The organism is Lutibacter maritimus (assembly GCF_900116115.1).
Classification (GTDB): Bacteria; Bacteroidota; Bacteroidia; order Flavobacteriales; family Flavobacteriaceae; genus Lutibacter; species Lutibacter maritimus.
Genome location: NZ_FOZP01000001.1, coordinates 300055 through 326838, shown reverse-complemented (window position 1 = coordinate 326838; position 26784 = coordinate 300055). Strand labels below are relative to the sequence as shown.

The 26784-nt window shown below is 29.0% G+C and carries 21 protein-coding genes; 10 read left to right on the top strand and 11 right to left on the bottom strand.

Features of this window, described 5'->3' with window-relative positions:
• Positions 1–53: 53 nt before the first annotated feature.
• Complete coding sequence (locus tag BM335_RS01620) at positions 54–1076, bottom strand: threonine aldolase family protein (RefSeq protein WP_090222371.1); 1023 nt, start codon at positions 1074–1076, stop codon at positions 54–56.
• Positions 1077–1121: 45 nt separating this feature from the next.
• Here BM335_RS01620 and prfB point away from each other — a divergent pair, with 45 nt between their 5' ends.
• The 5 genes from prfB to BM335_RS01595 all read left to right on the top strand — a co-directional run bounded on the left by prfB (position 1122) and on the right by BM335_RS01595 (position 8466).
• Positions 1122–2231: a peptide chain release factor 2 gene (gene prfB, locus BM335_RS01615; RefSeq protein WP_090222369.1), complete on the top strand. Its 1110-nt coding sequence runs from the start codon at positions 1122–1124 to the stop codon at positions 2229–2231.
• Positions 2221–2856: an HAD family hydrolase gene (locus BM335_RS01610; RefSeq protein ID WP_090222367.1), complete on the top strand. Its 636-nt coding sequence runs from the start codon at positions 2221–2223 to the stop codon at positions 2854–2856. The genes prfB and BM335_RS01610 overlap by 11 nt, the downstream gene beginning before the upstream one ends.
• 154 nt (positions 2857–3010) lie before the next feature.
• The gene (locus BM335_RS01605) at positions 3011–5401 is read left to right on the top strand and encodes a TonB-dependent receptor (protein WP_090222365.1); all 2391 of its coding nucleotides are present in this window, start codon (positions 3011–3013) and stop codon (positions 5399–5401) included.
• A gap of 35 nt (positions 5402–5436) precedes the next feature.
• A complete protein-coding gene (arsC, locus tag BM335_RS01600) occupies positions 5437–5775 on the top strand; it encodes an arsenate reductase (glutaredoxin) (RefSeq protein ID WP_090222360.1) in 339 nt (112 codons plus the stop codon).
• Between the two features lie 219 nt (positions 5776–5994).
• Positions 5995–8466 (top strand): TonB-dependent receptor, encoded by a 2472-nt coding sequence (locus BM335_RS01595; RefSeq protein ID WP_090222357.1) that lies wholly within the window; start codon positions 5995–5997, stop codon positions 8464–8466.
• 58 nt (positions 8467–8524) lie between these two features.
• Here the strand turns inward: BM335_RS01595 and BM335_RS15620 are convergent, their stop codons facing one another.
• The 6 genes from BM335_RS15620 to BM335_RS01565 form a co-directional block, all read right to left on the bottom strand.
• Complete coding sequence (locus tag BM335_RS15620; protein WP_177219124.1) at positions 8525–8692, bottom strand: hypothetical protein; 168 nt, start codon at positions 8690–8692, stop codon at positions 8525–8527.
• A gap of 120 nt (positions 8693–8812) precedes the next feature.
• The gene (locus tag BM335_RS01585) at positions 8813–10420 is read right to left on the bottom strand and encodes a fumarate hydratase (protein ID WP_090222351.1); all 1608 of its coding nucleotides are present in this window, start codon (positions 10418–10420) and stop codon (positions 8813–8815) included.
• Between the two features lie 527 nt (positions 10421–10947).
• On the bottom strand, positions 10948–11493 hold the full coding sequence (locus BM335_RS01580) for a pyridoxamine 5'-phosphate oxidase family protein (protein ID WP_090222349.1): 546 nt from the start codon (positions 11491–11493) through the stop codon (positions 10948–10950).
• Between the two features lie 149 nt (positions 11494–11642).
• Positions 11643–13076, bottom strand: a complete 1434-nt coding sequence (locus BM335_RS01575; RefSeq protein ID WP_090222346.1) for an amidohydrolase family protein — start codon at positions 13074–13076, stop codon at positions 11643–11645.
• A 159-nt stretch (positions 13077–13235) separates the two neighbouring features.
• Positions 13236–14030 (bottom strand): cation efflux transmembrane domain-containing protein, encoded by a 795-nt coding sequence (locus BM335_RS01570; protein WP_090222342.1) that lies wholly within the window; start codon positions 14028–14030, stop codon positions 13236–13238.
• A gap of 99 nt (positions 14031–14129) precedes the next feature.
• Complete coding sequence (locus BM335_RS01565; RefSeq protein WP_090222340.1) at positions 14130–15017, bottom strand: hypothetical protein; 888 nt, start codon at positions 15015–15017, stop codon at positions 14130–14132.
• Between the two features lie 335 nt (positions 15018–15352).
• Here BM335_RS01565 and BM335_RS01560 point away from each other — a divergent pair, with 335 nt between their 5' ends.
• The 3 genes from BM335_RS01560 (at position 15353) to BM335_RS01555 (ending at position 16605) form a co-directional block, all read left to right on the top strand.
• A complete protein-coding gene (locus BM335_RS01560; RefSeq protein WP_090222337.1) occupies positions 15353–15763 on the top strand; it encodes a DNA-binding protein in 411 nt (136 codons plus the stop codon).
• 212 nt (positions 15764–15975) lie between these two features.
• Positions 15976–16200, top strand: coding sequence for a hypothetical protein (locus tag BM335_RS15535; RefSeq protein WP_143102364.1), 225 nt, complete (start codon positions 15976–15978; stop codon positions 16198–16200).
• A complete protein-coding gene (locus tag BM335_RS01555) occupies positions 16201–16605 on the top strand; it encodes an integrase core domain-containing protein (protein WP_394332760.1) in 405 nt (134 codons plus the stop codon).
• 155 nt (positions 16606–16760) lie between these two features.
• Here BM335_RS01555 and BM335_RS01550 read toward each other — a convergent pair whose 3' ends face one another.
• Positions 16761–17381 (bottom strand): hypothetical protein, encoded by a 621-nt coding sequence (locus tag BM335_RS01550; RefSeq protein WP_090222332.1) that lies wholly within the window; start codon positions 17379–17381, stop codon positions 16761–16763.
• A gap of 793 nt (positions 17382–18174) precedes the next feature.
• Between BM335_RS01550 and fumC the strand changes: the two genes are divergently transcribed.
• Positions 18175–19572 (top strand): class II fumarate hydratase, encoded by a 1398-nt coding sequence (gene fumC / locus BM335_RS01545; protein ID WP_090222329.1) that lies wholly within the window; start codon positions 18175–18177, stop codon positions 19570–19572.
• Positions 19573–19643: 71 nt separating this feature from the next.
• Here the strand turns inward: fumC and BM335_RS01540 are convergent, their stop codons facing one another.
• Positions 19644–20834 (bottom strand): acetate/propionate family kinase, encoded by a 1191-nt coding sequence (locus tag BM335_RS01540; RefSeq protein ID WP_090222327.1) that lies wholly within the window; start codon positions 20832–20834, stop codon positions 19644–19646.
• Entirely contained in the window at positions 20834–22927 is a 2094-nt protein-coding gene (gene pta, locus BM335_RS01535) for a phosphate acetyltransferase (protein WP_090222324.1), read from the bottom strand. The genes BM335_RS01540 and pta overlap by 1 nt, the downstream gene beginning before the upstream one ends.
• Positions 22928–23080: 153 nt before the next feature.
• Here pta and hutI point away from each other — a divergent pair, with 153 nt between their 5' ends.
• Positions 23081–24319, top strand: coding sequence for an imidazolonepropionase (hutI, locus tag BM335_RS01530; RefSeq protein WP_090222321.1), 1239 nt, complete (start codon positions 23081–23083; stop codon positions 24317–24319).
• On the opposite strand, the gene BM335_RS01525 is transcribed toward hutI, so the two are convergent.
• Positions 24316–26781, bottom strand: a complete 2466-nt coding sequence (locus BM335_RS01525; RefSeq protein WP_090222319.1) for a polysaccharide biosynthesis tyrosine autokinase — start codon at positions 26779–26781, stop codon at positions 24316–24318. The genes hutI and BM335_RS01525 overlap by 4 nt on opposite strands.
• Positions 26782–26784: the final 3 nt, after the last annotated feature.

Sequence of the window (26784 nt, the reverse complement as noted above, 5' to 3'; positions counted from 1 at the left end):
TTTCTGTCTCATCTTTTTCAACACTAGCAACACCAAATAAATAATGATACTTTTTATATATGTTCAATAGTATTTACAACCATTTCTAACATCTCTTCGGTAAAATCAATATGTGTTACCATTCTTAATTTACCTTGCCCCATAGATATTAATGATATTCCAGCTTTATTTAATCGATCAATAAAATCGTTTTCATTAATTTCATCAATTACATTAAAAATAATAATATTGGTTTCAATTGGTTCTACATGCTTAATTAACTCACAATTTTGAAGCGCAACACCAATAATTTTTGCTCTTGTATGGTCAATGGCTAATCTTTCTATATGATTATCTAACGCATAAATTCCTGCTGCAGCTAAATAACCTGCTTGTCGCATTCCTCCTCCAAATAATTTACGAATTCTTAATGCTTTTTCCAGATGTACTTTAGAACCTAATAATACAGAACCCACTGGAGCTCCAAGCCCTTTAGATAAACAAATTGAAATAGTATCAAATACTTCTCCATATTGTTGTGGTGTTTCATTTTTTGCAACCAAGGCATTAAATAACCGAGCCCCATCTAAATGAAACGCTAAATTATTTTCAGTACAAACCTTTTTAATTCGTAAAATTTCTTCAAAATCCCAACAAGCTCCTCCTCCTTTATTTGTTGTATTTTCTAAAGCAACCAATCTTGAAAAAGGTGCATGAATATCAGACCTATTTCCTGTAATAATTTCGCTCAACTGATTTGCTTTAAACATGCCTCTATTACCATCTATTAAACAAGAAGTCACTCCAGAATTAAATGCAGGACCACCTCCTTCAAAATTATAAACATGTGCCCATTTATCACAAAACATTCTATCACCTGGTTGTGTGTGCAGTTTTACAGCCGCTTGATTTGCCATTGTACCTGATGGAAAAAACAATGCGTCTTCCATACCAAACATTTTGGCCATTTTTGTTTGAAGTTTATTTACCGTAGGGTCCGTTTTAAAAACATCATCACCTACTTTTGCGCTCATAATAGCAGCAAGCATTCCTTTTGTTGGCTTAGTAACAGTGTCACTAATTAAATTTATTTGCATAGAATTAAAAATGAAAAGTTATTTTTGTATTTCATAATATATGAAATGATAACAAACGAACACATAAATAAATTACAGGAACGCCTGAGCAATTTAAAAACTTACCTTGAAATTGACAAGAAAAAAATTGAAATTTCTAATGAAGAAGAAAAAACTGCTAATCCTAATTTTTGGAACAACCCAAAAGAGGCAGAAATTGTAATGAAAAAACTTCGACTTGAAAAAAAATGGGTAGAAGATTTTGAAAATGCAGTGGCTAATTTTGAGGATGTTACTGTTTTATATGAATTTTATTTAGAAGATGAGATTTCAGAAACTGAAGTTGAAAACAAATACAAATTAACTTTAGATTTAATTGAAAACTTAGAGTTTAAAAATATGTTATCTGAAGAGGGAGATAACTTAAGTGCTGTTTTACAAATTACTGCTGGCGCTGGAGGAACTGAAAGTTGTGATTGGGCACAAATGTTAATGCGTATGTATTTAATGTATAGCGAAAATCATGGATTTAAAGTTAAAGAGCTAAACTTTCAAGAAGGAGATGTTGCTGGCATAAAAACGGTTACTCTTGAAATTGAAGGTGAATTTGCTTTTGGATATTTAAAAGGTGAAAACGGTGTTCACAGACTTGTAAGAATATCGCCATTTGATAGCAATGCAAAACGTCACACATCATTTGCATCGGTATATGTGTATCCTTTGGTTGATGATAGTATTGATATTGTATTAAACCCAGCTGATATTGAAATAATTACCTCAAGAAGTAGTGGCGCTGGTGGACAAAATGTAAATAAAGTTGAAACTAAAGTTCAACTAACACATAAACCAACCGGAATTCAAATTTCATGTTCTGAAACTCGATCACAACACGAAAACCGAGATAGAGCATTACAAATGCTAAAATCGCAATTGTACGAAATTGAATTAAAAAAACAGCATGAAGCACGTGAAGATATTGAAGCTGGTAAAATGAGAATTGAATTTGGTTCACAAATACGTAACTATGTAATGCATCCTTATAAATTGGTAAAAGATGTGAGAACAAGTTTTGAAACTGGTAATGTTGATGCTGTTATGGATGGTGAAATAGATGGTTTTATTAAAGCTTATTTAATGCAGAACGGACAAAAAGATTCTTCTTCTAATGAGTTATAATACAAATGAAATAGAAATAAATACAATTATTTTTGATATTGGAGGTGTTTTAGTTGATTGGAAACCTGAATACGTGTACCAAAAAGCATTTAATGGTGATAATGAAAAAATGCAATGGTTTTTAAAAAATGTATGTACGCCAGAATGGAATATGGAACAAGATGCTGGAAGAACTATTGAAGAAGGCGAAAAACTTAAAATTGCTGAATTTCCTGAACATGAACAGCTTATAAAATTGTTTTATAAAAACTGGACTGAAATGTTTTCCGGACCAATTAAAAAAAATGTTGAACTTTTTAAAAATTTAAAAAACTCAAACAATTACAAAATTTATGCACTTACCAACTGGAGTGATGAAAAATGGGAAACAGCCTTAGAGTTATTCCCTTTTTTAAAAAATTTTGATGGTGTTGTGGTTTCTGGAAAAGAAAAAACTAGAAAACCATTTGAAAAAATTTATACTATTTTATTAAATCGTTTTAATATTATTCCTGAAAAAGCCTTGTTTATTGACGACAATTTTGAAAATTGTGAAACTGCAAAAAAGTTAAAAATAAACAGCATTCATTATGAAAATTACAAAGACTTAATAAAAAATTTAAAATTGCTTAAAATTAAAATTTAAGATTCCTTTTGTCTTATAAACAATAAACAGTATTTTTTTTTACATAAAGCGCTGTTTATTAACAATATTTTGTATTTTTATCGCGAATAAAGATTAAATTATCATTATTATTAATGATAAAAAAAATTGTTGTGAACAAAATAACCAATAAAATATGAGAAAAGTACTTTTAATACTTATCTTAGTGCTGCCTACTCTTCTTTTTAGCCAAAAGAACCATACCAATATTTATACTGTTTCTGGGAAAATTTTAGATGCTGAAACCAAAAAACCAATTGAAGATGCAACTATTATATTTAAAGATCAAGATTCGGTAAAAATAAAATGTGGTGCAATTACAAATTCTAGAGGTAATTTTACCATTGATGTTAAAGAAGGTAATTATTCTGCAAGCGTTGAATTTCTCTCTTACAAATCTAAACAACTAAATATTTCAACAGTAACAAGAGACTTAAACATTGGTATTGTATTATTAGAAATCGATACCGAATATTTAAATGAAATTGAAGTAATTTCTGAAAAAAAATCATTGGATTTAAAATCCAATAAAATGGTTTTTAATGTTGAAAAAGATTTGTCGTCAGCAGGAAGTTCAATATCAGAAATTTTAAATAACATACCTTCTGTGAATGTTGATCCTGATGGAGAAATTACTTTAAGAGGACAAGGTGATGTTACCGTAATGATTAACGGACGAACATCTACAATGACAAAAGCCGAAGCGTTAAAAGCATTACCTGCTGGTTCAATTGAAAAAGTTGAAGTACTTACAAGCCCTGGCGCAAAGTACAAAGCAACTTCCACTGGAATTATAAATATTATTTTAAAAAAAGGAAAAGATGAAGGTTTAAATGCGTCTATTACTTCATCTGGCGGATACAAAGATTATTTTGGTGGTTTATTAACTTTAAATCACAAATCCGAATACGTTAATTTTTTCACTAATACTTCATTTTCTAATAGCAACCCAATTACAACTGCAAAATCTGAAAATGAATATTTTAATAACGGAAATACTACTGCTTATTTAAATGAAAATAGCGAATTTGACAACAAGCAAAAAGGATTTACTTCAACAATTGGTGCTGATTATTTTTTTACAAAAAACACCACCCTTACAACCACATTTAATTATACTGATTTAAATTACAATAGTTTAGGAAAAACGAATTCAGATTTTTTAAATACATCAAAGGAAATAACAACAACAAATAACAGAAGCTATGATAGTGAATTTTCAAATGAAATTTTTGAATTTATTATAGATTTTGAACATAATTTTAAAAAAGAAGGCAGACAATTAACTTCATCTTTTAGGTACCTAAAAGATGATGAAAACACAAATAGTGAAATTAATAATACCAACTCAAATTTTACAGATGAGAGTTTTGTACAAAAAAGTTTTCTTAAAAATTCAATTTTTGACATAAACTTTATCAATCCAATTGGAAAATCATTTTGGTATACCATTGGTTATGAGGGTGAATTTGGAAAAATTCCATTTATATACACCGGAACAGCTACCCATAAAGATTTAGATTATTCTGAAAATATTCATAGTACATTTTTAGATTTGGAATACGAAACAGAAAAATTCTATTTTACAGCTGGTTTACGTGCAGAATTTCAGGAATCTACAATTAATTATATTAATTCAAGTATTACTTTAGATGAAAATCAAAATGACCTATTCCCTTCAGCGTCAATTGATTACACAATAAGTGATGCAAATAGTATTGGTATAAGTTACCGCACAGGAATTCAACGTTTAGCACCTTCTATTTTACAACCTTATGAAGAAAAAATTAGCGAAACATCATCATTTATTGGGAATGAAAAAATTAATCCGGTTGATATTTATATGACTAATTTAACCTATTCATATAGTGGTAATAGATTTTCAATTTCTCCAAGTATATTTTATAACAGATATAATCGCTATTGGGAATACGTTACTTATGAAACTGGAGAGCAAATTAACGGCATTAATAAATTAATAACGACTCCTTTTAATGTAGGAAAATTGGATTATTACGGATTAAATTTAACATCAACTTTTAAAGCAAATAATAATTTAAATTTTAGTGGAAATTTATTATTAGTCAATTTTGATCAAACTGGTACTTTTGAAATTATTAATACAGCAAACCAAACAATTACTAAAAATTACAACCATAAAAATTTAATAGGTTCTATTAGTTTGCTTACTCAGGTTAAAGTTCCAAACGTGTTTGATTTTCAAATTAATGCAAAACACCAATTAGCATCTAACGCTTTATATTTTAAAAGAAAAGCATATACCTATGCAAGTGCAGCTTTTAATAGAGATTTGTTTAATAAAGAAGCATCTATAAGCCTAACTATTGATGATATTTTTAAATCTAAAACCATTAATAGAGATAGATTTGATACTGGTTATTTATCAAAAAGTATCATAGAAAATAAATACCGAACTATTATTTTATCATTTACCTACAGGTTTAATCAAAGTAAAAAAGATAGACAAATTGACTTTGATAAAAAAGATACTAAACCTAATTACTAATTTTTTTATTTTAGCTATATTTAAAAAAATAAAGAATGAAAATTTATCACAATCCACGTTGCAGTAAAAGCAGAGAAGGTTTAGCTATTTTAGAAGCTTCAAAAATGAAATTTGAAACCATTCAATATCTTGACAATCCGCTTACAAAAGAAGAACTTACTGAAATTATAAAATTACTGGGCATTAAACCTATAGATTTAATTAGAAAAAACGAAGCTATTTGGAAAGAAAATTATAAAGGAAAAACATTATCAGATTTAGAAATAATAAATGCAATGGTTGAAAATCCAAAATTGATTGAAAGACCTATTGTAATAAATAATGATAAAGCTGTAATTGGCCGTCCACCAGAAATTATAAAATCTATACTATAAAATTTAAGCTTTTTTTAACAAAAAATCTTAACAAAAATCATCAATTAATTTTGATGATTTTTTTATTTAAATAAACCAAGTTACTTATTATCAGTTTTTTATATTTTTAAATTCAATAAGAATCAAATAAAATAACCTTTAATATTCATTAACACTAGTTAACATATAAGTAGTTAAGCATAAAGTATATTTGTACCATAAAAATTTAACTAAAAATCAATGAAAAAATTCATTCTTTTAACTTTAAGCTTTATTTCCTTAATAAGTATAGCTCAAAATCCAGGAAACCAAAGTCCACAACTAAAAAACAATTCGGCACAACAATATTCTATTACAGGAATTGTTTTAGATGCAGAAACTAAACAACCATTAGAATATGCTACAATTGTTTGCACACCACTAAATGGAAAAGCTATTACTGGAGGAATTACTGACCAAAACGGAAAATTTGATGTTCAAGTTGCAAAAGGTTCCTATGATATTTCTGTAGAGTTTATTTCATTTAAAACCAAAACATTTAAAAATAGAGAAATAAAAGAAGATTTAAATTTAGGCACTATATTATTAGAAATAAATGCAGAATCTTTAAATGAAGTTGAAATAATAGCAGAAAAAAGTACTGTTGAAATTAGACTTGACAAAAAAATATACAATGTTGGTAAAGATATGACAGTAAAAGGAGGAACTGCTTCTGATGTTTTAGACAATGTTCCATCAGTTAGTGTAGATGTTGAAGGAAACGTAAGTTTACGTGGTAGTGAAAATGTACGAATTTTAGTAAACGGAAAACCTTCTGGTTTAGTTGGTTTAAGCGGAACAGATGCCTTACGCCAATTACCAGCCGATGCAATTGAAAAAGTTGAAGTAATTACAAGTCCATCTGCACGTTATGATGCTGAAGGAACTGCAGGTATTTTAAACATTATTCTTAGAAAAGGAAAAGCATTAGGCTTTAACAGTTCATTCACTGCAACTGCCGGAAATCCTGATTATTTTGGAGCTTCAGCTAATTTAAACTACAGAACAAATAAAGTAAATTACTTTACTAATATTGGTTATAATTACAACAATTCTCCAGGAAAATCTAAAAGTGATGTAACTTATTTAAACCCAATAAATGATGCGCCAAAATATATAAGTGAAAACACAAAATATACTAGAGAAAATAACAGATTTAATTCACAATTTGGTGTAGAATATTATATTAATGATAAAACTTCATTAACTGGTACTGTTTTATACAGAACATCTGATGGAGATGATGCATCTACAAATACAAGACAAGAATTTAATGCTTCAAAAAGTTTATTAGCAAAAAATTATAGACTTGAAGATGAAACTGAAAAAGACAAAACCTTAGAATATACTTTAAATTTAACAAAAGACTTCAAAAAAGAAGGTCATAAATTAACAGTTGATTTTAGATATGGAAAAAGTAATGAAGATAATAAAAGTAATATTTTTGAAGAAGATGATTTAGGAATTGTTGATGAAAATACTATAGAAAGAAGTTTTACTGATGAAACATCTGAAGATGTTTTATTAAAAGCAGATTATGTACTTCCTATCAACGAAAACACTCAATTTGAATTTGGCGTAAATGCAGATTTAAATAATCAAACAACCGATTATTTATTAGAAGAATTTGAAAATAACCAATATGTTAACAATACCAATTTTTCAAATACATTAGATTTTCAACAAAATGTATATTCTGTTTACTCACAATATGGACAAAAAATAAATAAATTTTCATATTTATTTGGATTACGTTTAGAAAATACAGACAGAACAATTAAATTAATTCAAACCAATGAAGATTTTTCTGAAAACTTTACAGAACTATTTCCAACTGTAAATTTAGGTTTAGAATTCAGTGAATCTGAAAATATAACATTAGGTTACAGTAGAAGATTAAGCAGACCGCGTAGTTTTTACTTAAATCCATTTGAAACAAGAACAAGCAAAACATATATTAGATCAGGAAATATTTATTTAGATCCAACTTATACCAATTCATTTGATTTTGGTTATTTAAAAAGATGGGATAAAATTACTTTAAACTCATCAATCTATTACCAACACACAATTAATAACATTGAATGGGTAGAATCAGAAACCTTAAGAGATATTGATAACGTTGAAACTTTAGTAATACTTAGATCACCAATTAACTTAAGTTCACAAGATAGATATGGTTTTGAGTTTACCACAAATTATACGCCATTAAAATGGTGGAAACTAACCAATAGTTTTAACTTTTTTAAATCTTCAACTGAAGGAAACTATAATAATGTAAGTTATGATAAAGAGGATACTAATTGGTTTACTAGACTAGAATCTAGAATTACGTTACCAGGAAAAATAGATTGGCAAACAAGCGGAATGTATATGGGCCCATCAGAAGGAGCGTTTTCTAAAAGAGATGGAATATTTTCGGTTAATTTAGCTTTTAGTAAAGATATTTTAAATGAAAATGGAACATTATCATTAAATGTTAGTGATTTATTAAATTCTAGAAAAAGAACGTCAAGTAGTTATACTAATAATACGATATCTAAAAGTGAATTTCAATGGAGATCAAGACAAATTCTTTTAAACTTTACGTATAGATTTAATCAAAATAAAAAACGTGAGAGATCTAGAAGTTTTGATAGTGGAGGTGGAGAAGAAGAAATGTTTAAAGCATAAAAACAAAAAAGGGACGATTAAAAATCGCCCCTTTTTTTATATAAATAAGAATAATAAATTATTTTTTTGCTACTGTTTTATCTTCTTTTCTGTACTTCCATGCTTCTCTAAAATATCCAACTAACCAATATGGAATTACAAATGTCAATAAAAAAATCATCAACCAAAATCCCATGGTGAAAATTGCTAAAAATACTAAGAATCCTGAAAATTGAGATAAATCCATAATTTGTGAATGTTTTTTTATTTTTTACAAAATTAATATTTATTTTTTAATTAACTATAGTAGTTTTTAATTTTTTAATGATAATTCTCATCTTTTAATTTAAAAATTTATTTACCATTGTTATTTAAATTCTGCAAAAAAATCATTCCCTTTATCATCAACCAATAAAAATGCAGGGAAGTTTTCAATACGAATCTTTCTAACAGCTTCCATTCCTAATTCAGCAAAATCTACTACTTCAACAGATTTAATACTTTCTTTAGCTAAAATTGCAGCTGGCCCTCCTATTGAACCCAAATAAAAACCACCATTTGCTTTACAAGCATCGGTTACTTGTTGTGATCTGTTTCCTTTTGCAACCATAACCATACTACCTCCAACTTTTTGAAAACTATCTACATACGGATCCATTCTACCAGCTGTTGTAGGCCCAAAACTACCTGAAGCCATTCCTTTAGGTGTTTTAGCAGGCCCAGCATAATAAATAGGATGATCTTTAAAATATTGAGGCATCTCCTCACCTTTGGCTAACATTTCGCTTATTCTTGCGTGCGCCATATCACGTGCAACAATCAATGTTCCTCTTAAATTGAAACGTGTTTTTACAGGATATTTTGAAAGTTCTTCACGAATTTTATCCATTGGCTGATCTAAATCAAGTTCTACAGCATTTGCTAAATGTGGCGCTTCTTTTGGTAAATATTGTCCTGGATTTTTTTCTAACTCTTCTAAAAAAATACCTTCTTCAGTAATTTTCCCTTTCACATTTCGGTCGGCACTACAGCTAACACCTAAACCTACTGGGCATGATGCCGCGTGACGCGGTAAACGAATTACACGAACATCGTGCACAAAATATTTTCCACCAAATTGCGCTCCTACACCACTTTCCTGACAAATTTTAGTTATCTTTTCTTCCCATTCCAAATCTCTAAACGCTTGTCCGCCATCGTTACCTTCTGTTGGTAAATGATCTAAATAACCTGCCGATGCTTTCTTCACCGTTGCTAAATTTGCTTCTGCTGAAGTTCCTCCAACTACAAATGCTAAATGATAAGGTGGGCAAGCGGAAGTTCCTAAATCCATAATATGTTTTTTAACAAAGTTGGTTAGGTTTTCTTCTGTTAATAAAGATTTTGTCATTTGGTATAAGTATGTTTTATTACCTGAACCACCACCTTTTGTTATAAATAAAAATTCATATTTATTACCAGTTTCAGCATAAATATCAATTTGTGCAGGAAGGTTAGTTCCTGAATTTTTCTCTTCTAACATTGTTTGAGGAACAATTTGAGAAAATCTAAGATTATCTGTTTGATATGTATTAAAAACACCTTTTGAAATATATTCTGCATCATTTACACCTGTATACACATCTTCACCTTTTTTAGCTACACAAATTGCAGTTCCTGTATCTTGGCACGTTGGCAATTCACCAGCTGCAGTAACCATTTGATTTAGCAACATTGTATAGGCAACAAAACGATCATTATCTGTAGCTTCAGGATCTTTTAAAATAGTTTCTAATTTTTTTAAGTGAGAAGCACGTAAATAAAAAGATACATCGTGATAAGCTGCTTGCGAAAGTAATTCAAGTCCTTCAGGAGCAACTTTTAATATTTTACGTCCATCAAATTCTACCACAGAAACGTGATCTTTAGTTAATAAACGATATTTTGTGGTATCCTTTGTAATAGGAAACGGTTTTTGGTATTTAAATTCAGCCATCTTATATATATTTTTTTTAATTCAATTTAAACTCCTACAAATATACAATGGCTATAGAAAATAGCAGAATATAAAAAGATTTATTTACCTTTTTATTTGCAAAAAAGTGAAACAATGCACTAAAAATTAGTAGGTACATTATACTTAGAATAGGTTGCCTAATTTTTGTATCAATTTGTTAGCCCATTTTAATTGTATAGGAGCTATTAAGCATAATAAGGCTTTATATCCTAATAATTTTTTATATCCTATTTTAGAACTATAATTTTTTTGTTGCTTATTAGCATGGGTGTGCAGTTAGGGAGCATTTGTATGGCTATTTTTACTTAATAGCGTTACAAACGTTCTAGTTTTATTGTTTAAGTAGTAGGTACTTTTTTAATATAATAAAGTGTTTTTACAAGATTTGTGTGACTGGAAAATCGGAGATTTGTAGGTGATAGCAAATCGTTTGTTGAATGTTTGTCAGGTTGTACTAAGTCAAATTTATGCATAAATTATATGAATTGTTGGCTCCTGAGTTTATTTTATTTACTTAATATTTTTGTTTCATATCCGTCAATACTTCTAACATTTTTCTCGCTCCAATATTTTTGAATTCCACTATCACCTTGCTTGTCTGCCCATGAATTAAGAGTAGTTCTTTCTTCTTTAAAATCCATAAATGGGACCGCAAATCCACAAGAGGTTTGAACTAAGTCAATATCCATTTCAATTATTTGTCTTGAACCTGAAAATTTTGGAAAGTAGTTTAAATATTCTTTAAATTTTTTATCACGCTTGTGAAAAATATTTGCAACTCCATAGAGTCTCAATATCAGAGGTTTTTCTTCAAACCCACAAAACATTATTGTCATTCGGTTATTTTTAATCAAATGAGCAGCTGTTTCATTTCCACTACCAGTTAAGTTTAACCAAACAATTTTATTTTCCCCTAATACTCTAAATGTATCAATTCCTTTTGGAGAAATATTAACCCTACCTTGTTCAGCTGCTGTTCCAACAAAGAATATTTTCTGTTTTTTAATAAATTCACTTAATTCAGATGTTATTTTTTCTAATTTTTTTCCCATTTTATTTAAAATTGGCCGCAACAGTTAGGGTATCAGCTGTTGTAGGTTTTACAACTAACTTTTCAGTTTAGCACTAAACTTTGTTTTATTTTTATACTTTCGTTTTAGCATTTTCGCCTCAATTGCTTATAGCTCTTGTTAGCTGCAGATTACTTTTCAAATATTAAATTTTCTAAATACCTAAGCGCAGAAGCCATTAGATTTTTTCGATTCTTTGCCTTTTCATTATAAAAATCCAAAGTCTCTCTATTTAATTTCCGTCCCTTTACAAAAACATAGGTCGGATTTTCAAGTGTTGACAACGCTAAAAGAGGGTTTTCATCAACTAATAATAGATTAGCCATTTTACCCACCTCAATAGTTCCCATAGAATTCATAATAGAATGTGTTTTGGAAGCATTTACAGTAGCCGTTTTTAATACTTCGTAATTAGAAAGTCCACATTCTTTATAAAATTTAAGCTCTTTATGTATTGAAAACCCAGGAAGTGTAATTCCAATACCAGCGTCCGTTCCACAAACTATATTTACTCCTGCTTTATGTAGTTTTCGTACAATGGCAAGATGAAAATCATGTTGATTTTTTATTCTACTAACTACATTAGAGTCTTTTTGCTTTTCATTGAACCAACGGTCAAATTGATTTTTACTATCTACTTTTTTGATGAGTGGATTCATAAACTCCAATGATTCTGAATCTAAAATTGAATCATCAATCATCATTTGGTAAATATTATTAAATACCGTAATTGTAGGACAATAACTTGTGTGATTTGATAGAGCGATTGAATCTATAATTGGTTGCAGTTTAATAGTATCTAAATCAAACTGTAAAGGTTGTTGTACTATTTCTTCGGCATGTTCAATAGATTTAATTTGTGGATTTAAATGATATGAAAAAGGTACTTTTTGAGAAGGATGAGCAACAATATCGGTTTCAGAAATTTTGGCTTGTTCAATCACGGCATCAAAAATGTCTTTATCCAATCCGTAATAAGTTTTAATGAAATCATAACCTCTGTTTTTATATGAAATTACCATTTCTTTAACCTCACTAGGATTAGTTATATTTAAATTATCGTCACCTATGAATACTCTACCTGTTAATTTTGGTCCTGATGTAAAAAACTCGGGTGAAAAAATATTGTTTTTAATTACGTCTTCTTTTATTCTCAAATGCATAGGCATACCCCATAGATTTCTAACTGCTGTTACACCATTTGATAGGTACAAACCTAGTTCATATTTATCCCACACATGAACGTGCATATCTATAAGACCAGGTGTTAAGTATTTGTTTTTTGCGTCAATAATTTCAATTCCTTTAACCCTAATAGAGTCTGCAATCTTTTCAATTATACCTTCTTTTATGTACACCATTTTATCTATTAAAATAGTGTCTTTATTCATTGGTATTATATTTACATTGATAATTAAATAAGAATCATTTGATGTTGGTTCATTTTTATTGATTCTTAAATAACTAGTTCCTAATGAATCAAGCCAAAGTGTAATAACTCCGGTAAGCACAAGTACTCCAATAAGAGCAAAGATAATTTTTAAAAGTCGTTTTAATATTTTCATTTATCTAATCTAATTATTGTTAACGTGATTTTATATGATTTGTGTCACTGGAAAATCGGAGATTTTTCGGTTGTAGCAAATCGTTAGTTGAATGTTTGTCGTTTGTATTAGTTCAAATTTAAGCAAAAATTTTATGAGGTGTTGTGGATAGTACTTTTTTCATTTACTTAATTTCAATATTCTAAATGCACCTTGAATTACTAAAATAAAAACAATAGTTCCGATAATCAAATCAGGTTTACTCGAACTTAACCAATTTACTAAAATTCCTGCGATTATTACTCCTAAATTGATAATCACATCATTTGAAGTGAAAATCATACTTGCTTTCATATGAGCTTCTTCTTTACTTTTTGACTTTTGTAAAATGTATAAACAAATTCCATTAGCGATAAGTGCAAAAATAGAAATGATAATCATAGTCGAAAAATTCGGAATTTTTTCGTTTCCAAAAAATCTCCTTAAAACTTCTACAAATCCAATAATAGCAAGAGAAATTTGAAAATATCCAGCAAGTTTTGCAATTCGCTTTTTCTTAATCACAGTTCCGCCAACCGCAATCAAACTAATTCCGTAAACAAAACTGTCGGCAAGCATATCCAAACTATCTGCAACAAGTCCCATTGATTTTGAGATAATTCCTGTTGTCATTTCGATTATGAAAAAGGCAAAATTTATTGCAAATACAGACCAAAGTAGTTTTTTTTGATTTGCATTTTCTTTAAATTCCGTTTGGTCGGTTTGTTCAGTCGAGATTTTCTTTCCGCCTAAATTCAGTTCGATAACAGACTTTTCGATTTGGTCAATTTCTCCACTGTGAAAAACGGTTAGTTTTCGATTCGCAATGTCAAAGTCCAAATTTGCAATACCTGAAATTCCTTCTAATTTCATTCGGATTAGATTTTCCTCTGATGGACAGTCCATTTTAGTGATTTCAAATATTGTTTTATTCATTCAGTTTTTCGGTTAAACATTGACCTTTTTTATCATTACTTACTTTTATTTTAGCGGTTACACCGCTATTATTTTTATACATTGTTGTGGGCAGTTTATTTATATTTCGTTTATTTTAATATGAAAAATAGGTTTGTTATCGTCTTCGTTATCTACACATATACTTTCCAAATCTCCCATTTCGAATTCGTATTCACAATATTCTAGATAACAAACATCAGCATCAAATATATTCATCATTGAAACTACAGCTAGGGGGTAAATGTCCATATCATCCAACGCATAAGCATATTTGATAATGTCTCCAACGTCATTATAGCTCTCTGAGAAAATCTGAAATTGTCTCCAAGACCTTTCTTTAGATTTAACTAAATGGTTGGTCTTACCAACTTGTTCTCTTATTCTTACATAAATGTTATCCCAGTATTCTTCCCACAAATTATGCATTACAGGAATGAAATGTGCTTTTTCAATTCCAGCATCTAAATATATCTCACTCCAAATATTGTTATCTGTCATTGTATAAATCTCGGAATACGCTTTTTTCTCAATGAAATATTTTAGCTCTTCAATTTTACCTTCATAAGTGTCCATTATGTATTCTACTTCATCTGTTCTGAAGTAAATTATTTCACCGACTGTTTGCAATTCATATGATTTTTTTTCTTTTCCTTCTAATTCAAGAAAATGTTCAAAAGCTTCAATAAAACATGAATATTTAGGAACACCATTACTTTTGTTATTCCAATCAAAGAGAAATTCTGCTAATTTGCTTATACCACCAGTCTTAATTATAACTTCAACTCTATTTATTTCTTCTTCAATATTTTCATTTTCATTATTGAAAGGCAAAATGTACTTTTTTAAATCACTAATTGTATAATAGTACGGGTGATTCCATTTTAATTCTTTTTTATTATTATCCCAATCATTTTTTTTTGGCTTATAATTAAGATTGATAATTCTCGGTTTATCTTTAAGATTCAATATAATTTGAAGTCCAAATTTTGAATTATTTTTAACATCAAAAAATGTTTTGGTTACTCTTGATTTTTTTGTTAAGTAAGAGTAGTCTGTTACATAAGATGATGATGTTTTATGTGAGGTTGACCATTTTTGGTTGATAATTATAGTTTAAAAATAGTTAAAGTAATCGGAACATTGATAAGATTTTTTAAAAAACTCCCTTCGGGTTTTAAAAAACTTACCAACATTCCTACGCTGATTTTTTTGCATAAGATTTATATTTTTGCTGGTTGAAATTTAAGTGTATGTACTTTCCTGAAATAAGTTGACTAAAAATTAAACACTTTTAGTAACTTATGGATACACAACAAAATTCAACCTGTCGAAAAAAGGAGTATCAAAAAATTAGTTATGAGCTCAAACTTTCCATCATTGACCAAATTGCTAACGGACAAATTTCTGTTAATTACGCATCCAAAAAATATCAAATATTTCGAAGCTCTATTTTCTATTGGACAAAAAAATTGAGTAATTTTAAACAAAAATCTACTTCTATTGGTAAAAATAACGAACTTAAAAAACTGCGCGAACGTATTGAAGAATTAGAGTTTATCAAATACTTTCAACAAGATATAATTGCCGATTTTGAAAATATTACTGGTGAAGAATTTTCAAAAAAGTATTTGCCCGAGGCATTAGCAAAAGAGATAGAGAAAAAGAAACAAGCCCTTTTAAAACAAAATGGCTCTATCAATGCTTCGGAGTAAGCAAACAAGCTTATTATCAAAGAATAAAGGCAAATCAACTAAAATAAAAGCAATACAAAATTCTACTTAATTTAATTCTAAATATTCGTAAAAGAATGCCCAAAGCTGGTACACGAAAATTATATAAACATATTAAAAACGAACTAGAAATAAACAACATCAAAATGGGAAGAGATGCTTTGTTTAACTTGCTCTGATCCTATGGATTATTAGTGAAGAAAACTAGACGATTTCATATTACAACAAACTCCAATCATTTCTTTTACAAATCCCCTAACCTACTTAAAGAGTTAGAAATAATACACGCTGAACAAGTTTTTGTAAGTGATATTACCTATATTAAAATTGACGGCGGACACGCTTATTTAGCCTTGGTAACCGATGCCTATTCTAAAAAAATTATGGGCTATAAATTGGATAACCATATGAAGATATAATTGTGTGTAGATACGCTTAAAATGGCTATTAAAAATCGAAAATACCCTAATCAAAAGATCATACATCACTCCGACAGAGGTTTTCAATATTGCAATCCTAAATATACCGATTTTGCTGAAAAAAATGGAATCATTATGAGTATGACTGAACAATACGATCCTTATGAAAACGCTCTTGCCGAAAGAGTTAACAGAACTTTAAAATACGATTACGCATTAAAGAAAACAATTAAAAATACAGAACTCGCTCAAAAAATAGTTAAAAATGCAGTTTATATTTACAATCATTTAAGAACTCATTTTAGCCTGAATTTAAGAAAACCTTTTGAGGTTCATAATAATCCTAACATCAAATATAAATCGTATCGAAAAAATAAAGTAAGTTTACTCGAACTTAAAATTTAAGACCGAACTTTAAGTTCAATCATTTTTTGCCACTCAAAGGCTAAAAAAATGGCTTAACTGGATAAATAAAAAACGAAATAACCATTAAAAATGGTCAACCTATTTCAGTATAATACAAACAAGCAATTACTTTAGTCATTGCTATAAATAGTTTTTTATTCAGGTAGCTCAACGTTCAAATTTATATCTTCAATAGAATCAAGTTTATATTCGACAAATTTTCCATTTGTATTTATTCCTTTTGCTTTTAAAATAAGGAAGTTTTTTGAAGGAATAATCTCTGTAAATAATAGTGTTTCTAATGAGGAAAGTTTAAAAATCGAGAATAATTTTTTTTCAGTTTCCTTTATTTTTAATTTATACTTGGCAATTCTTTTATCTCTGTTATTTAAAATTTTAAATATAACTTCTTTGGAACCCTTGTTCTCCTTTATTTCTGAAAATTCAAATTTATAATCCTTAACAAATTTCTTTAAACTTTTAGTTTTAATAAACTTTAATTTCAGTGAATCTGCTTTATCTATATAAAAATAATGAACTATATTTTCTTTAGTATCGAATATTCTAGACACCAAAGAATCATTACTATAATAAATTTGCATATGATACGAATCATCTTCGGTATTAAAAAGGTTAGTATGTTTTTGATTCGGAATATATTTAGTCGAAAATGTATTATTCACTATTTTGTCAAATTTGTAATTTTTTTGTCCATAAGAATTACAAATCACAAGAAAGATAAATATCGAAAAGGTAGTTTGAATTATGTTTTTCATAAATTATTAACAACTCATTATATCTATGTAAAGCAGCACATTTATTTTCATGGATTTGCAGATAAACGCAGGCTTTGTACATTTTATTAGTTTGCACTATTTTTATAGTAGTCGCAATTTATTAACTGTTTAAATATACTAAAAACTTGAAAACATACAATTTCACTTAAAAAAAAACTGCAAATTGTTAGTAAGTTTACAGGTAGTTAACAGCTTTTATAGGCTCTTTTTTGTATATTTGAGTAAGTTTCTACAACTCTTTATTTATAAGGGTTTTTAAGTACTTTGTAAATTAAGTACATTTTTCACCTATTTTATCTACATTATTTAATGATTTTATGTACATTATCTTATAAAGTATTGTACTAAGTTAACAAGTAAGCTACCTATCTTTAACAAGACTTAATTGTATCTTTTACAAAGTTTATACGTATAAATAACAAAGTTGTTCCGTATGTATTTTTAAAAGTATTGTTATCTACAAACAACTAAGTTTTTATTTATTGTTTTTATTAAATTAATTAATAATTAAAATTTTTGCTATTTTTTGTATTACCTGCATATGCAATAAATGCGAATATAAATGTAATAAACACCTATCAAAACTACTTGTAAAACAAAAATATCGTGTTTTTTATATTATAAAAATTGATGGTTGCGTATTTAGCTTTAATAACGTATCTTTTTTTTGAAAAAGATTTCAACCAGTACACATATAAAAACAACCCTTAAATTAGTGTAAGGCATAAGAATTATATAAATTTCAAAATTTACAAAACAAAATAGTTTACTTATGAAATATAGAATTGAAAAAGACACTATGGGAAAAGTGGAAGTTCCTGCAAACAACTATTGGGGCGCACAAACAGAACGTTCCAGAAATAATTTTAAAATTGGGCATTCAGCATCTATGCCATTAGAAATAATTTATGGCTTTGCCTATTTAAAAAAAGCAGCAGCACACACAAACTATGATTTAGGCGTTTTATCTGAAGAAAAAAGAGATTTAATTGCTGTTGTGTGTGATGAAATTTTAGCTGGAAAATTAAACGATGAATTTCCTTTAGTTATTTGGCAAACTGGCTCTGGTACACAAAGCAATATGAATGTAAATGAGGTAATTGCAAATAGAGCACAAGAAATTTCAGGAAAAATAATTGGACAAGATGAACCAACAATACAAGCTAATGATGATGTAAATAAATCGCAATCAAGTAACGACACCTTCCCTACTGCAATGCATATTGCTTGTTATAAAATGCTTATAGATGTTACTATTCCTGGTATTGAAAAACTAAGAGATACTCTTCAAAAAAAATCAATTGAATTTGCAACTGTTGTAAAAATTGGTAGAACACATTTAATGGATGCTACTCCTTTAACTTTGGGACAAGAATTTTCTGGTTATGTATCGCAGTTAAATCACGGTTTAAAAGCCTTAAAAAACACATTACCACATTTAGCTGAATTGGCTTTAGGTGGAACTGCTGTAGGTACCGGATTAAACACTCCAAAAGGATACGATGTTTTAGTTGCTAAAAAAATTGCCGAGTTTACCGGTTTACCTTTTATTACTGCTGAAAATAAATTTGAAGCATTAGCATCACACGATGCCATTGTTGAAAGCCACGGAGCATTAAAACAGTTGGCAGTTTCATTAAACAAAATTGCCAATGATATTAGAATGATGGCTTCGGGTCCGCGTTCAGGAATTGGAGAACTCATAATTCCGGCTAATGAACCAGGAAGTTCAATTATGCCTGGTAAAGTAAATCCAACACAGTCTGAAGCTTTAACAATGGTTTGTGCACAGGTGATGGGAAATGATGTGGCAATTACTGTTGGAGGTACGCAAGGTCATTATGAATTAAATGTATTTAAACCATTACTGGCTTCAAATTTTTTACAATCGGCTCGTTTAATTGGTGATGCTTGTGCTAGTTTTAATGAGCATTGTGCTGCGGGTATTCAGCCAAATTATTCGCGTATAACTGAATTACTCAATAATTCATTAATGTTAGTAACTGCTTTAAATCCTAAAATTGGGTATTATAAAGCTGCTGAAATTGCAAATACTGCACATAAAAACGGAACAACATTAAAAGAAGAAGCAATACGGTTAGGTTATGTAACTGCCGAAGAATATGATGCTTGGGTAAAACCAGAGGATATGATTGGCTCTTTAAAATAGAAATTTTAAGGCTTTGAAATAAAAAAAGCGTTGAACAAATTCAACGCTTTTTTTATAATTACATCTTGTTATTAACTTAATAATTGAAAAGATTGTTTTGCAATTTCTAACTCTTCATTAGTAGGTATAATTAATACTTTTACTTTTGAGTTTGCTGAATGAATTTCAGTTAATTTTCTTGCTTTCACATCATTCTTTACTTCATCAATTTCAATTCCAAAGAAATCTAAATGATCACAAACCATTTTTCTTAAAACTATTGAATTTTCTCCAACTCCAGCAGTAAATACAATAGCATCAACACCATTTAAATTGGCAATATAACCACCTAAATAATGTTTAATTCTGTAGGCACTCATATCTAAAGCTAATTGGCATTTTTCATCGCCTTTTATGGCTTCTGCTTCAATATCTCTATAATCAGATAAACACCCTGTTAAACCAATCATACCGCTTTCTTTTTGAAGCATTGTGTTTACATCATCAAGCTTATACCCTAAATTATTTACCAAGTAAAAAATAATTGAATTATCAACAGCACCACTTCTACTTCCCATTATTAATCCTTCATTTGGACCAAATCCTAAAGATGTGTCTACACTTTTTCCATCTTTTACAGCAGTAATACTACAACCGCCACCTAAATGGATCGTTATCATTTTTTGCGATTGTTCTTCACCTAAATGAAGACGTGCTTGTTCTGCTACATATTTATGACTTGTTCCGTGAAAACCAAATTTACGTATGTTATGTTCTTCTAAAAGTTTGTTTGGAATGGCATATTTATAAGCTTCAACAGGCATAGTTTGATGAAAAGCTGTATCAAAAACTGCTATTTGAGTTGCTTCAGGAAATATTGTTTCGGCAACTACAATTCCTTCATAATTAGCAGGGTTATGTTGTGGCGCTAAAGAAAATAATTCTTTAATTTTTGCTTTTACATTTTCATTAACTACAACAGTATCAGAAAACGCACTTCCTCCGTGCACAACTCTATGACCAACAGCAGCAATTTCAGAAGTAGATTTTATAACACCCGATTCTTCATCTAATAACAATTTTACAACTTTCTCTAAACCTTCTTTATGGTTGGTGATCATACAAACTCTATCAATTTTATGATCTTTTGACTTATAGTGTATTTCTGGGTTAGTCAATCCTATTCTTTCAACTAAACCTGAACAAATTACTTCTTCTTGAGGCATATTAAATAATTGATATTTAATGGAAGAACTACCTGAATTAATTACTAAAACTTTCATTATAAACCTTGTGCTTGTATTGCAGTTAATATTACTGTGTTAAAAATATCGTCAATTGTACAGCCTCTACTTAAATCGTTTACTGGCTTGTTTAAACCTTGTAACATTGGGCCAATTGCTAATGCTCCTGTTTCTCTTTGCACTGCTTTATACGTGTTATTTCCTGTATTTAAATCAGGGAAAATTAATACGTTAGCTTGCCCTGCAACTTCCGAGTTTGGCATTTTGCTTTTTCCTACTGAAGGATCAACTGCTGCATCATATTGTATTGGTCCTTCAACTTTTAAATCTGGACGTTTTTCTTTTACTATTTCTGTAGCTTTTCTTACAATATCTACATCTTCACCTTTTCCAGATGCGCCCGATGAGTATGAAAGCATTGCTATTTTTGGTTCAATTCCAAAATTAATACTTGATTCTGCTGAAGAAATTGCTATTTCTGCTAATTGTTCTGCAGTTGGATTTGGGTTAATTGCACAATCTCCAAACACAGAAACTCTATCATCTAAACACATAAAGAAAACCGATGAAACTACCGAAACTCCTGGTTTTGTTTTTACAAATTGCAATGCTGGTTTTATAGTATGTTGCGTTGTGTGCGCTGCACCAGAAACCATTCCGTCTGCCAATCCTTTATAAACCATCATTGTTCCAAAGTACGAAACATCGCTCATTAAATCTTCTGCAATTTCTTTTGTTACACCTTTAGCTTTTCTTAATTCATAAAAAGTGTTTACAAAATCATTATAATAACTAGAATCTAGTGGATTGATAATTGAAACTTTATCAAAATCCATTTTTAAACCAAGTCTTAGTAAGGTTTCTTCAATTTTATTTTTATCGCCTAAAATTGTTATATCAACAATATCCATTTGAATTAAACGAACTGCTGCAGCAATAATTCTATCATCATTTCCTTCAGGTAATACAATGTGTTTTCTGCTGGTTTTTGCTCTTTTTAATAAATTGTATTGAAACATTCTAGGTGTAATTCCATTATTTTTAAATGTTTCAAATTTCTCTGTTAATTTATCAGCATCACAATATTTATCAAATGTGTTTAAAGAGGTAATAATTTTCTCTTTATTCTCTGCATACATATGAGAACGTACAGCTCCAATTTTATTGGCAACATCAAAAGTTCCTTCATTAACCGATAATATTGGTACAATATGTTGTAAACCATCAATTAATTTTACAATTGGTTCTTCTGGTAAAATTCCACCTGTTAACACAATTCCTGATATTGATGGATAATTAGATGAAATATTTGCTTGTAAAGCTCCTAAAATTATATCGGCTCTATCACCTGGAGTTATAATTAAACAATCTTGCTCTAAATGCGTTAAATAATTACGCAATTGCATTGCGCCAACTTTAAACGTAGTTGTTTGATTATTTAAATATTCTTTACCAAAAATTACTTTTGCATCAATAGCTTTTGCAATTTCTTTAATTGTTGGATTTTGTAATGATGGAATTAATGGAATTACATTTACAGAAACATCTTTAGGTAAATTCTTCTCAACACCTTCTCTAACAATTTCAATATTTTTTTCTTGCACTTTGTTGGCAATTACTGCTAAAACTTTTACTTCTTTTTCGGCAAAAGAATCGTATGCAATATGTAAACCATTAATAAATTCATCTAAAGTTTTTCCAATTCCGCTTGAAACTATAATAGCAGGAATTCCTAAATTTTTTGCAATTAAAATATTTGCATCTAACTCAATTGCTGTTCCTTCACCTGAAAAATCTGTACCTTCTACAAGTACAAAATCGTTCTTCTCCTCTATTTCTTTATATTTTTCAATAATAGTATCATATATTTCACCTTCTTTACCTTGGTTTCTTTTGCTTATAAATTCTGCCCTGGTAAATGCAAATGCTTCATTTGGGTTTATATCTAATTCAAAATGCGATATAATTGTGTTAATATGATTGTCTTTTTTCCCTCCTTTATGACCATCAATTATTGGCCTAAAATACCCAACTTTTGCAGTTTTACCTAACAGCATTCTCATGAGTCCTAAAGCAACAATTGATTTACCACTATTTGCTTCACTTGTTGCAATATATATAGCTTTGTTCATTCTTAAAATTTTTTGCAAAGATACTCTATACTCACTGGTTTACCACTTTTTTTTTAATTAATTTTTGTGACATTTGTCACGTTTTCAAAAAAAAAACTGCATAAAATACTCTATAAATTATCTGTATATTTGAATTAAATTTTACCTCAAATTATGAAAACTGCATTTATTAACATAAAAGAACTGATTCAAATTGAAGATTTACCAAAAAAATATGTGTCAGGTAAAGAAATGAGTAAACTCCCAACATTAAAAAACGCTTTTTTAATTGTTGAAAATGATATTATTTCAGATTTTGGCACTATGGATAATCTACCTAATAATATCCATTTTAATTCCATAATAGATGTTACGGGCAAATTGATATTACCAACTTGGTGTGATAGCCATACACACATTGTTTACGCGGGTAATAGAGTTCAAGAATTTGTTGATAGAATTCACGGACTTACGTATGAAGCAATTGCAAATAAAGGTGGAGGTATTTTAAATTCGGCAAAACTTTTACAAAAAACTAGCGAAGAAGATTTATATGCGCAAGCCGCAACACGTGTAGAAGAAGTAATGCAATTAGGTACTGGCGCTATTGAAATAAAATCTGGCTACGGCTTAACAAAAGATGCCGAGTTAAAAATGTTAAGGGTAATAAAAAAGTTAGATAAAAATTATCCCATTACAATAAAAGCAACATTTTTAGGGGCACACGCGCTACCTACTGAATTTAAAGATAGAAAGAATGAATATTTAACAGCTGTAATTGAAAATATTTTACCAACTGTTGCTAAAGAAAATTTAGCCGAGTTTATAGATATTTTTTGTGAAACTGGCTATTTTTCTGTTGAAGATACCGAGCAATTATTAGAAGCCGGAAAAAGATATGGTTTACAACCAAAAATTCATGTAAATCAATTTAATGCAATTGGTGGCATTCAAGCTGGTGTTAAATACAATGCCCTTTCTGTAGACCATTTAGAAGCAATGAGAGACGAAGATATTGAGTACCTAAAAAACACCCATACAATGCCCGTTGCATTGCCCTCTTGCTCCTATTTTTTAAGTATTCCATATACGCCTGCAAGAAAAATGATTGATGCTGGTTTACCGTTAGCTTTGGCTACGGACTATAACCCAGGTTCTACTCCATCTGGAAATATGAATTTTGTGGTTGCTACTGCTTGTATAAAAATGAAAATGACGCCTGAAGAAGCGATAAATGCAGCTACAATTAATGGTGCATACGCAATGGGTTTAGAAAAAACTCATGGAAGTATTTGCAGAGGGAAAAAAGCAAATTTTGTAGTGACTAAAAAAATTCCAAATTATAATTTTATTCCTTATTCATTTGGTAACAACCATATTGACAGAATATTTATAGAAGGTGTTGAAATTTAAAATTTCTTTTTCTTAAATATTTTGCTAAAAAATGATTGTTTTTCATTTTCATGGTATCCATTTGAATATTTTCCATAACCGCCATAACCGTAACCGTATCCGTAACCATAGCCATATCCGTAGCCATATTTTGTTTTAATTTTAAAATCATTTAAAACAATGCTAATGTTAGAAATTTCTTCCTTCTTATATTTTTCATTAATCATACGTAACATCCCTTTTTGAGAATATCCTTGTCTAACAACATAAATTGTAGAATCTGCATATTTTAATAATTCAATAGCATCACTAACCAATCCAATTGGTGGTGTATCAAGAATTATATAATCATACGTTTCTTTTAAATAATTTATTAATTCATCAGTTGCTGAACTAATTAATAATTCTGATGGGTTTGGAGGAACTGGTCCTGAAGTAATTACATCTAAATTTGGGATAGTTGTATTTTGAATAATCGCTTCTTTATTTTCCTCATCTATTAAAAAGTTCACAACTCCTTTTTCGTTGGTCAATTCAAAATCACCAAATATTTTTGGCTTACGTAAATCCAACCCAACTAAAACAGTTTTTTTACCGCCTAAAGCAAAAACGGTAGCCATATTAATAGACACAAATGTTTTTCCTTCACCACTTACAGAAGAGGTTACAATAACAGTTTTTGACTTATCTTTTGATTTTCTGACAAATAAAAACTGAATATTTGATCTTAATGCTCTAAACGATTCAGCTACTGTAGATTTTGGTTTTAAAAACACCGCCAAATTATTTTTAGCAGTATTTCTACCCACAATGCCTAGTATTGGTATTGGAGAAACTCGCTCAATATCTTCAGCTGTATGAATTCTATTATCTAAAATTTCTTTAGCAATTATTACAAATAATGGCAAAATAATTCCTAATAACAACGCTATCATATAATTAAAAGATACTCTTGGCAAAATAAAACCTTGACCGGTATCTTTGGCTGAATCTAACATAGAAATATCTGAAACACTAGCTGCAATTGCAATATCGGCTTCATATCTTTTTTGCATTAAAAACACAAAATTAGATTCTGTTAAACTATATTTTCTTTGAAAATTTAATAACTTTTGTTCTTTATTTGGTAATTTATTTAACTCATACGTATAAGAATTAAGCCTTCTTAAACTATTGTTTAAACTAACTTTTGTTGCTTCTTTTAATGATGATAAATTTTCAAGTAAAACATTTCTGGCTGTTTCAATTTCTTGATTTGCTAATTTTAAAGAAGGATGATTTGCGGTTACCTCTTTAGATAGTTTTTCTTTTTTTATGGATAATTCAGTTAAATTGCCAACCATTCCAGCAATTGAGGCATCTTCTATATTAATAATTGCTGGCGCTGGTATTTTAGCATAATTATTATGCGTTTGTATATAATTTTCTAAATTATTAAAATAGGCAATTCTATCTGAAAGTTGTTTTTGCATTTTATCTAATCCCGTAGTTTGAGAAAATATTTCTCCACCCTGCGCTGATAAATCATAAATTGAATTTTTTTGTTTAAACTCTTCAATATTATTTTCAATTAACTTTAAACTATCCGAAGTATTTTTAAACTGTGCGTCAATAAATTCTTTGGTGCTTCTGGCGTAATTTGTTTTTTGTTCTAATTCAACTTTCGCTAAAACTTCAACAGTTTTGTTTAAAAAATCAACCAATCTATTTTTATTGGTTCCGGTTAAAGAAAGTTCAATTAATGACGTTCCTGCCAAACCTTTGGCGCGTACATTTTGGTATTTTCCTGTAACCTGGTCAATCGTATTAAATTGAATATAATATGAAGCTCCTTTTAAACTTTCTTCAGTTGGTTGTACACTAATCTGTCCTTTTAAAAAAGGTAAATTTATGTATTCATCTACTATAAAAGTTTGTGAAAATTGTGAAGAATTACTTTTAAAATTTTTGGTAGATTGATCTTTATAATTAATTAATTTATACTTTCTTTCATTCTCAAAATTCACAGACAATTGAAATGATGTATTGTCAATAAAATCAATTTTAATAAGCGTATTTAATAACTGATATTGGTTGGGTTGTAACGTAATTTTAAAAGGAGTCATTCCATAAACATCTTCCTTTCTAAAACGCCCTTCTTTTAAATAATCAATGTAAAATTCTAATTCTTTAACAACATTTTCATTATGAGATCTTGATACTAAGGCTTTCCTGATAGATTCAACTTTATCACTTACGCCTCCCCAATTAAATGCTATGTTTGTTCCAGAAGAAAACAGTGGATTGCTTTTTTCCTTAACTTCAATGGTATTGGTTAATCCATATATTTTTTCAGTTGAAATATTAAAATAATATGCAATGGCTAGCGCCACTGGAATAGTTACTAAAAACCATTTCCAATTAGATAAGATTCTAAATAAATAGTCTTTTATATCCGAAATATGGTCTCCAGGATTTTCAATAAATTTGAACTTATTATTCATTAC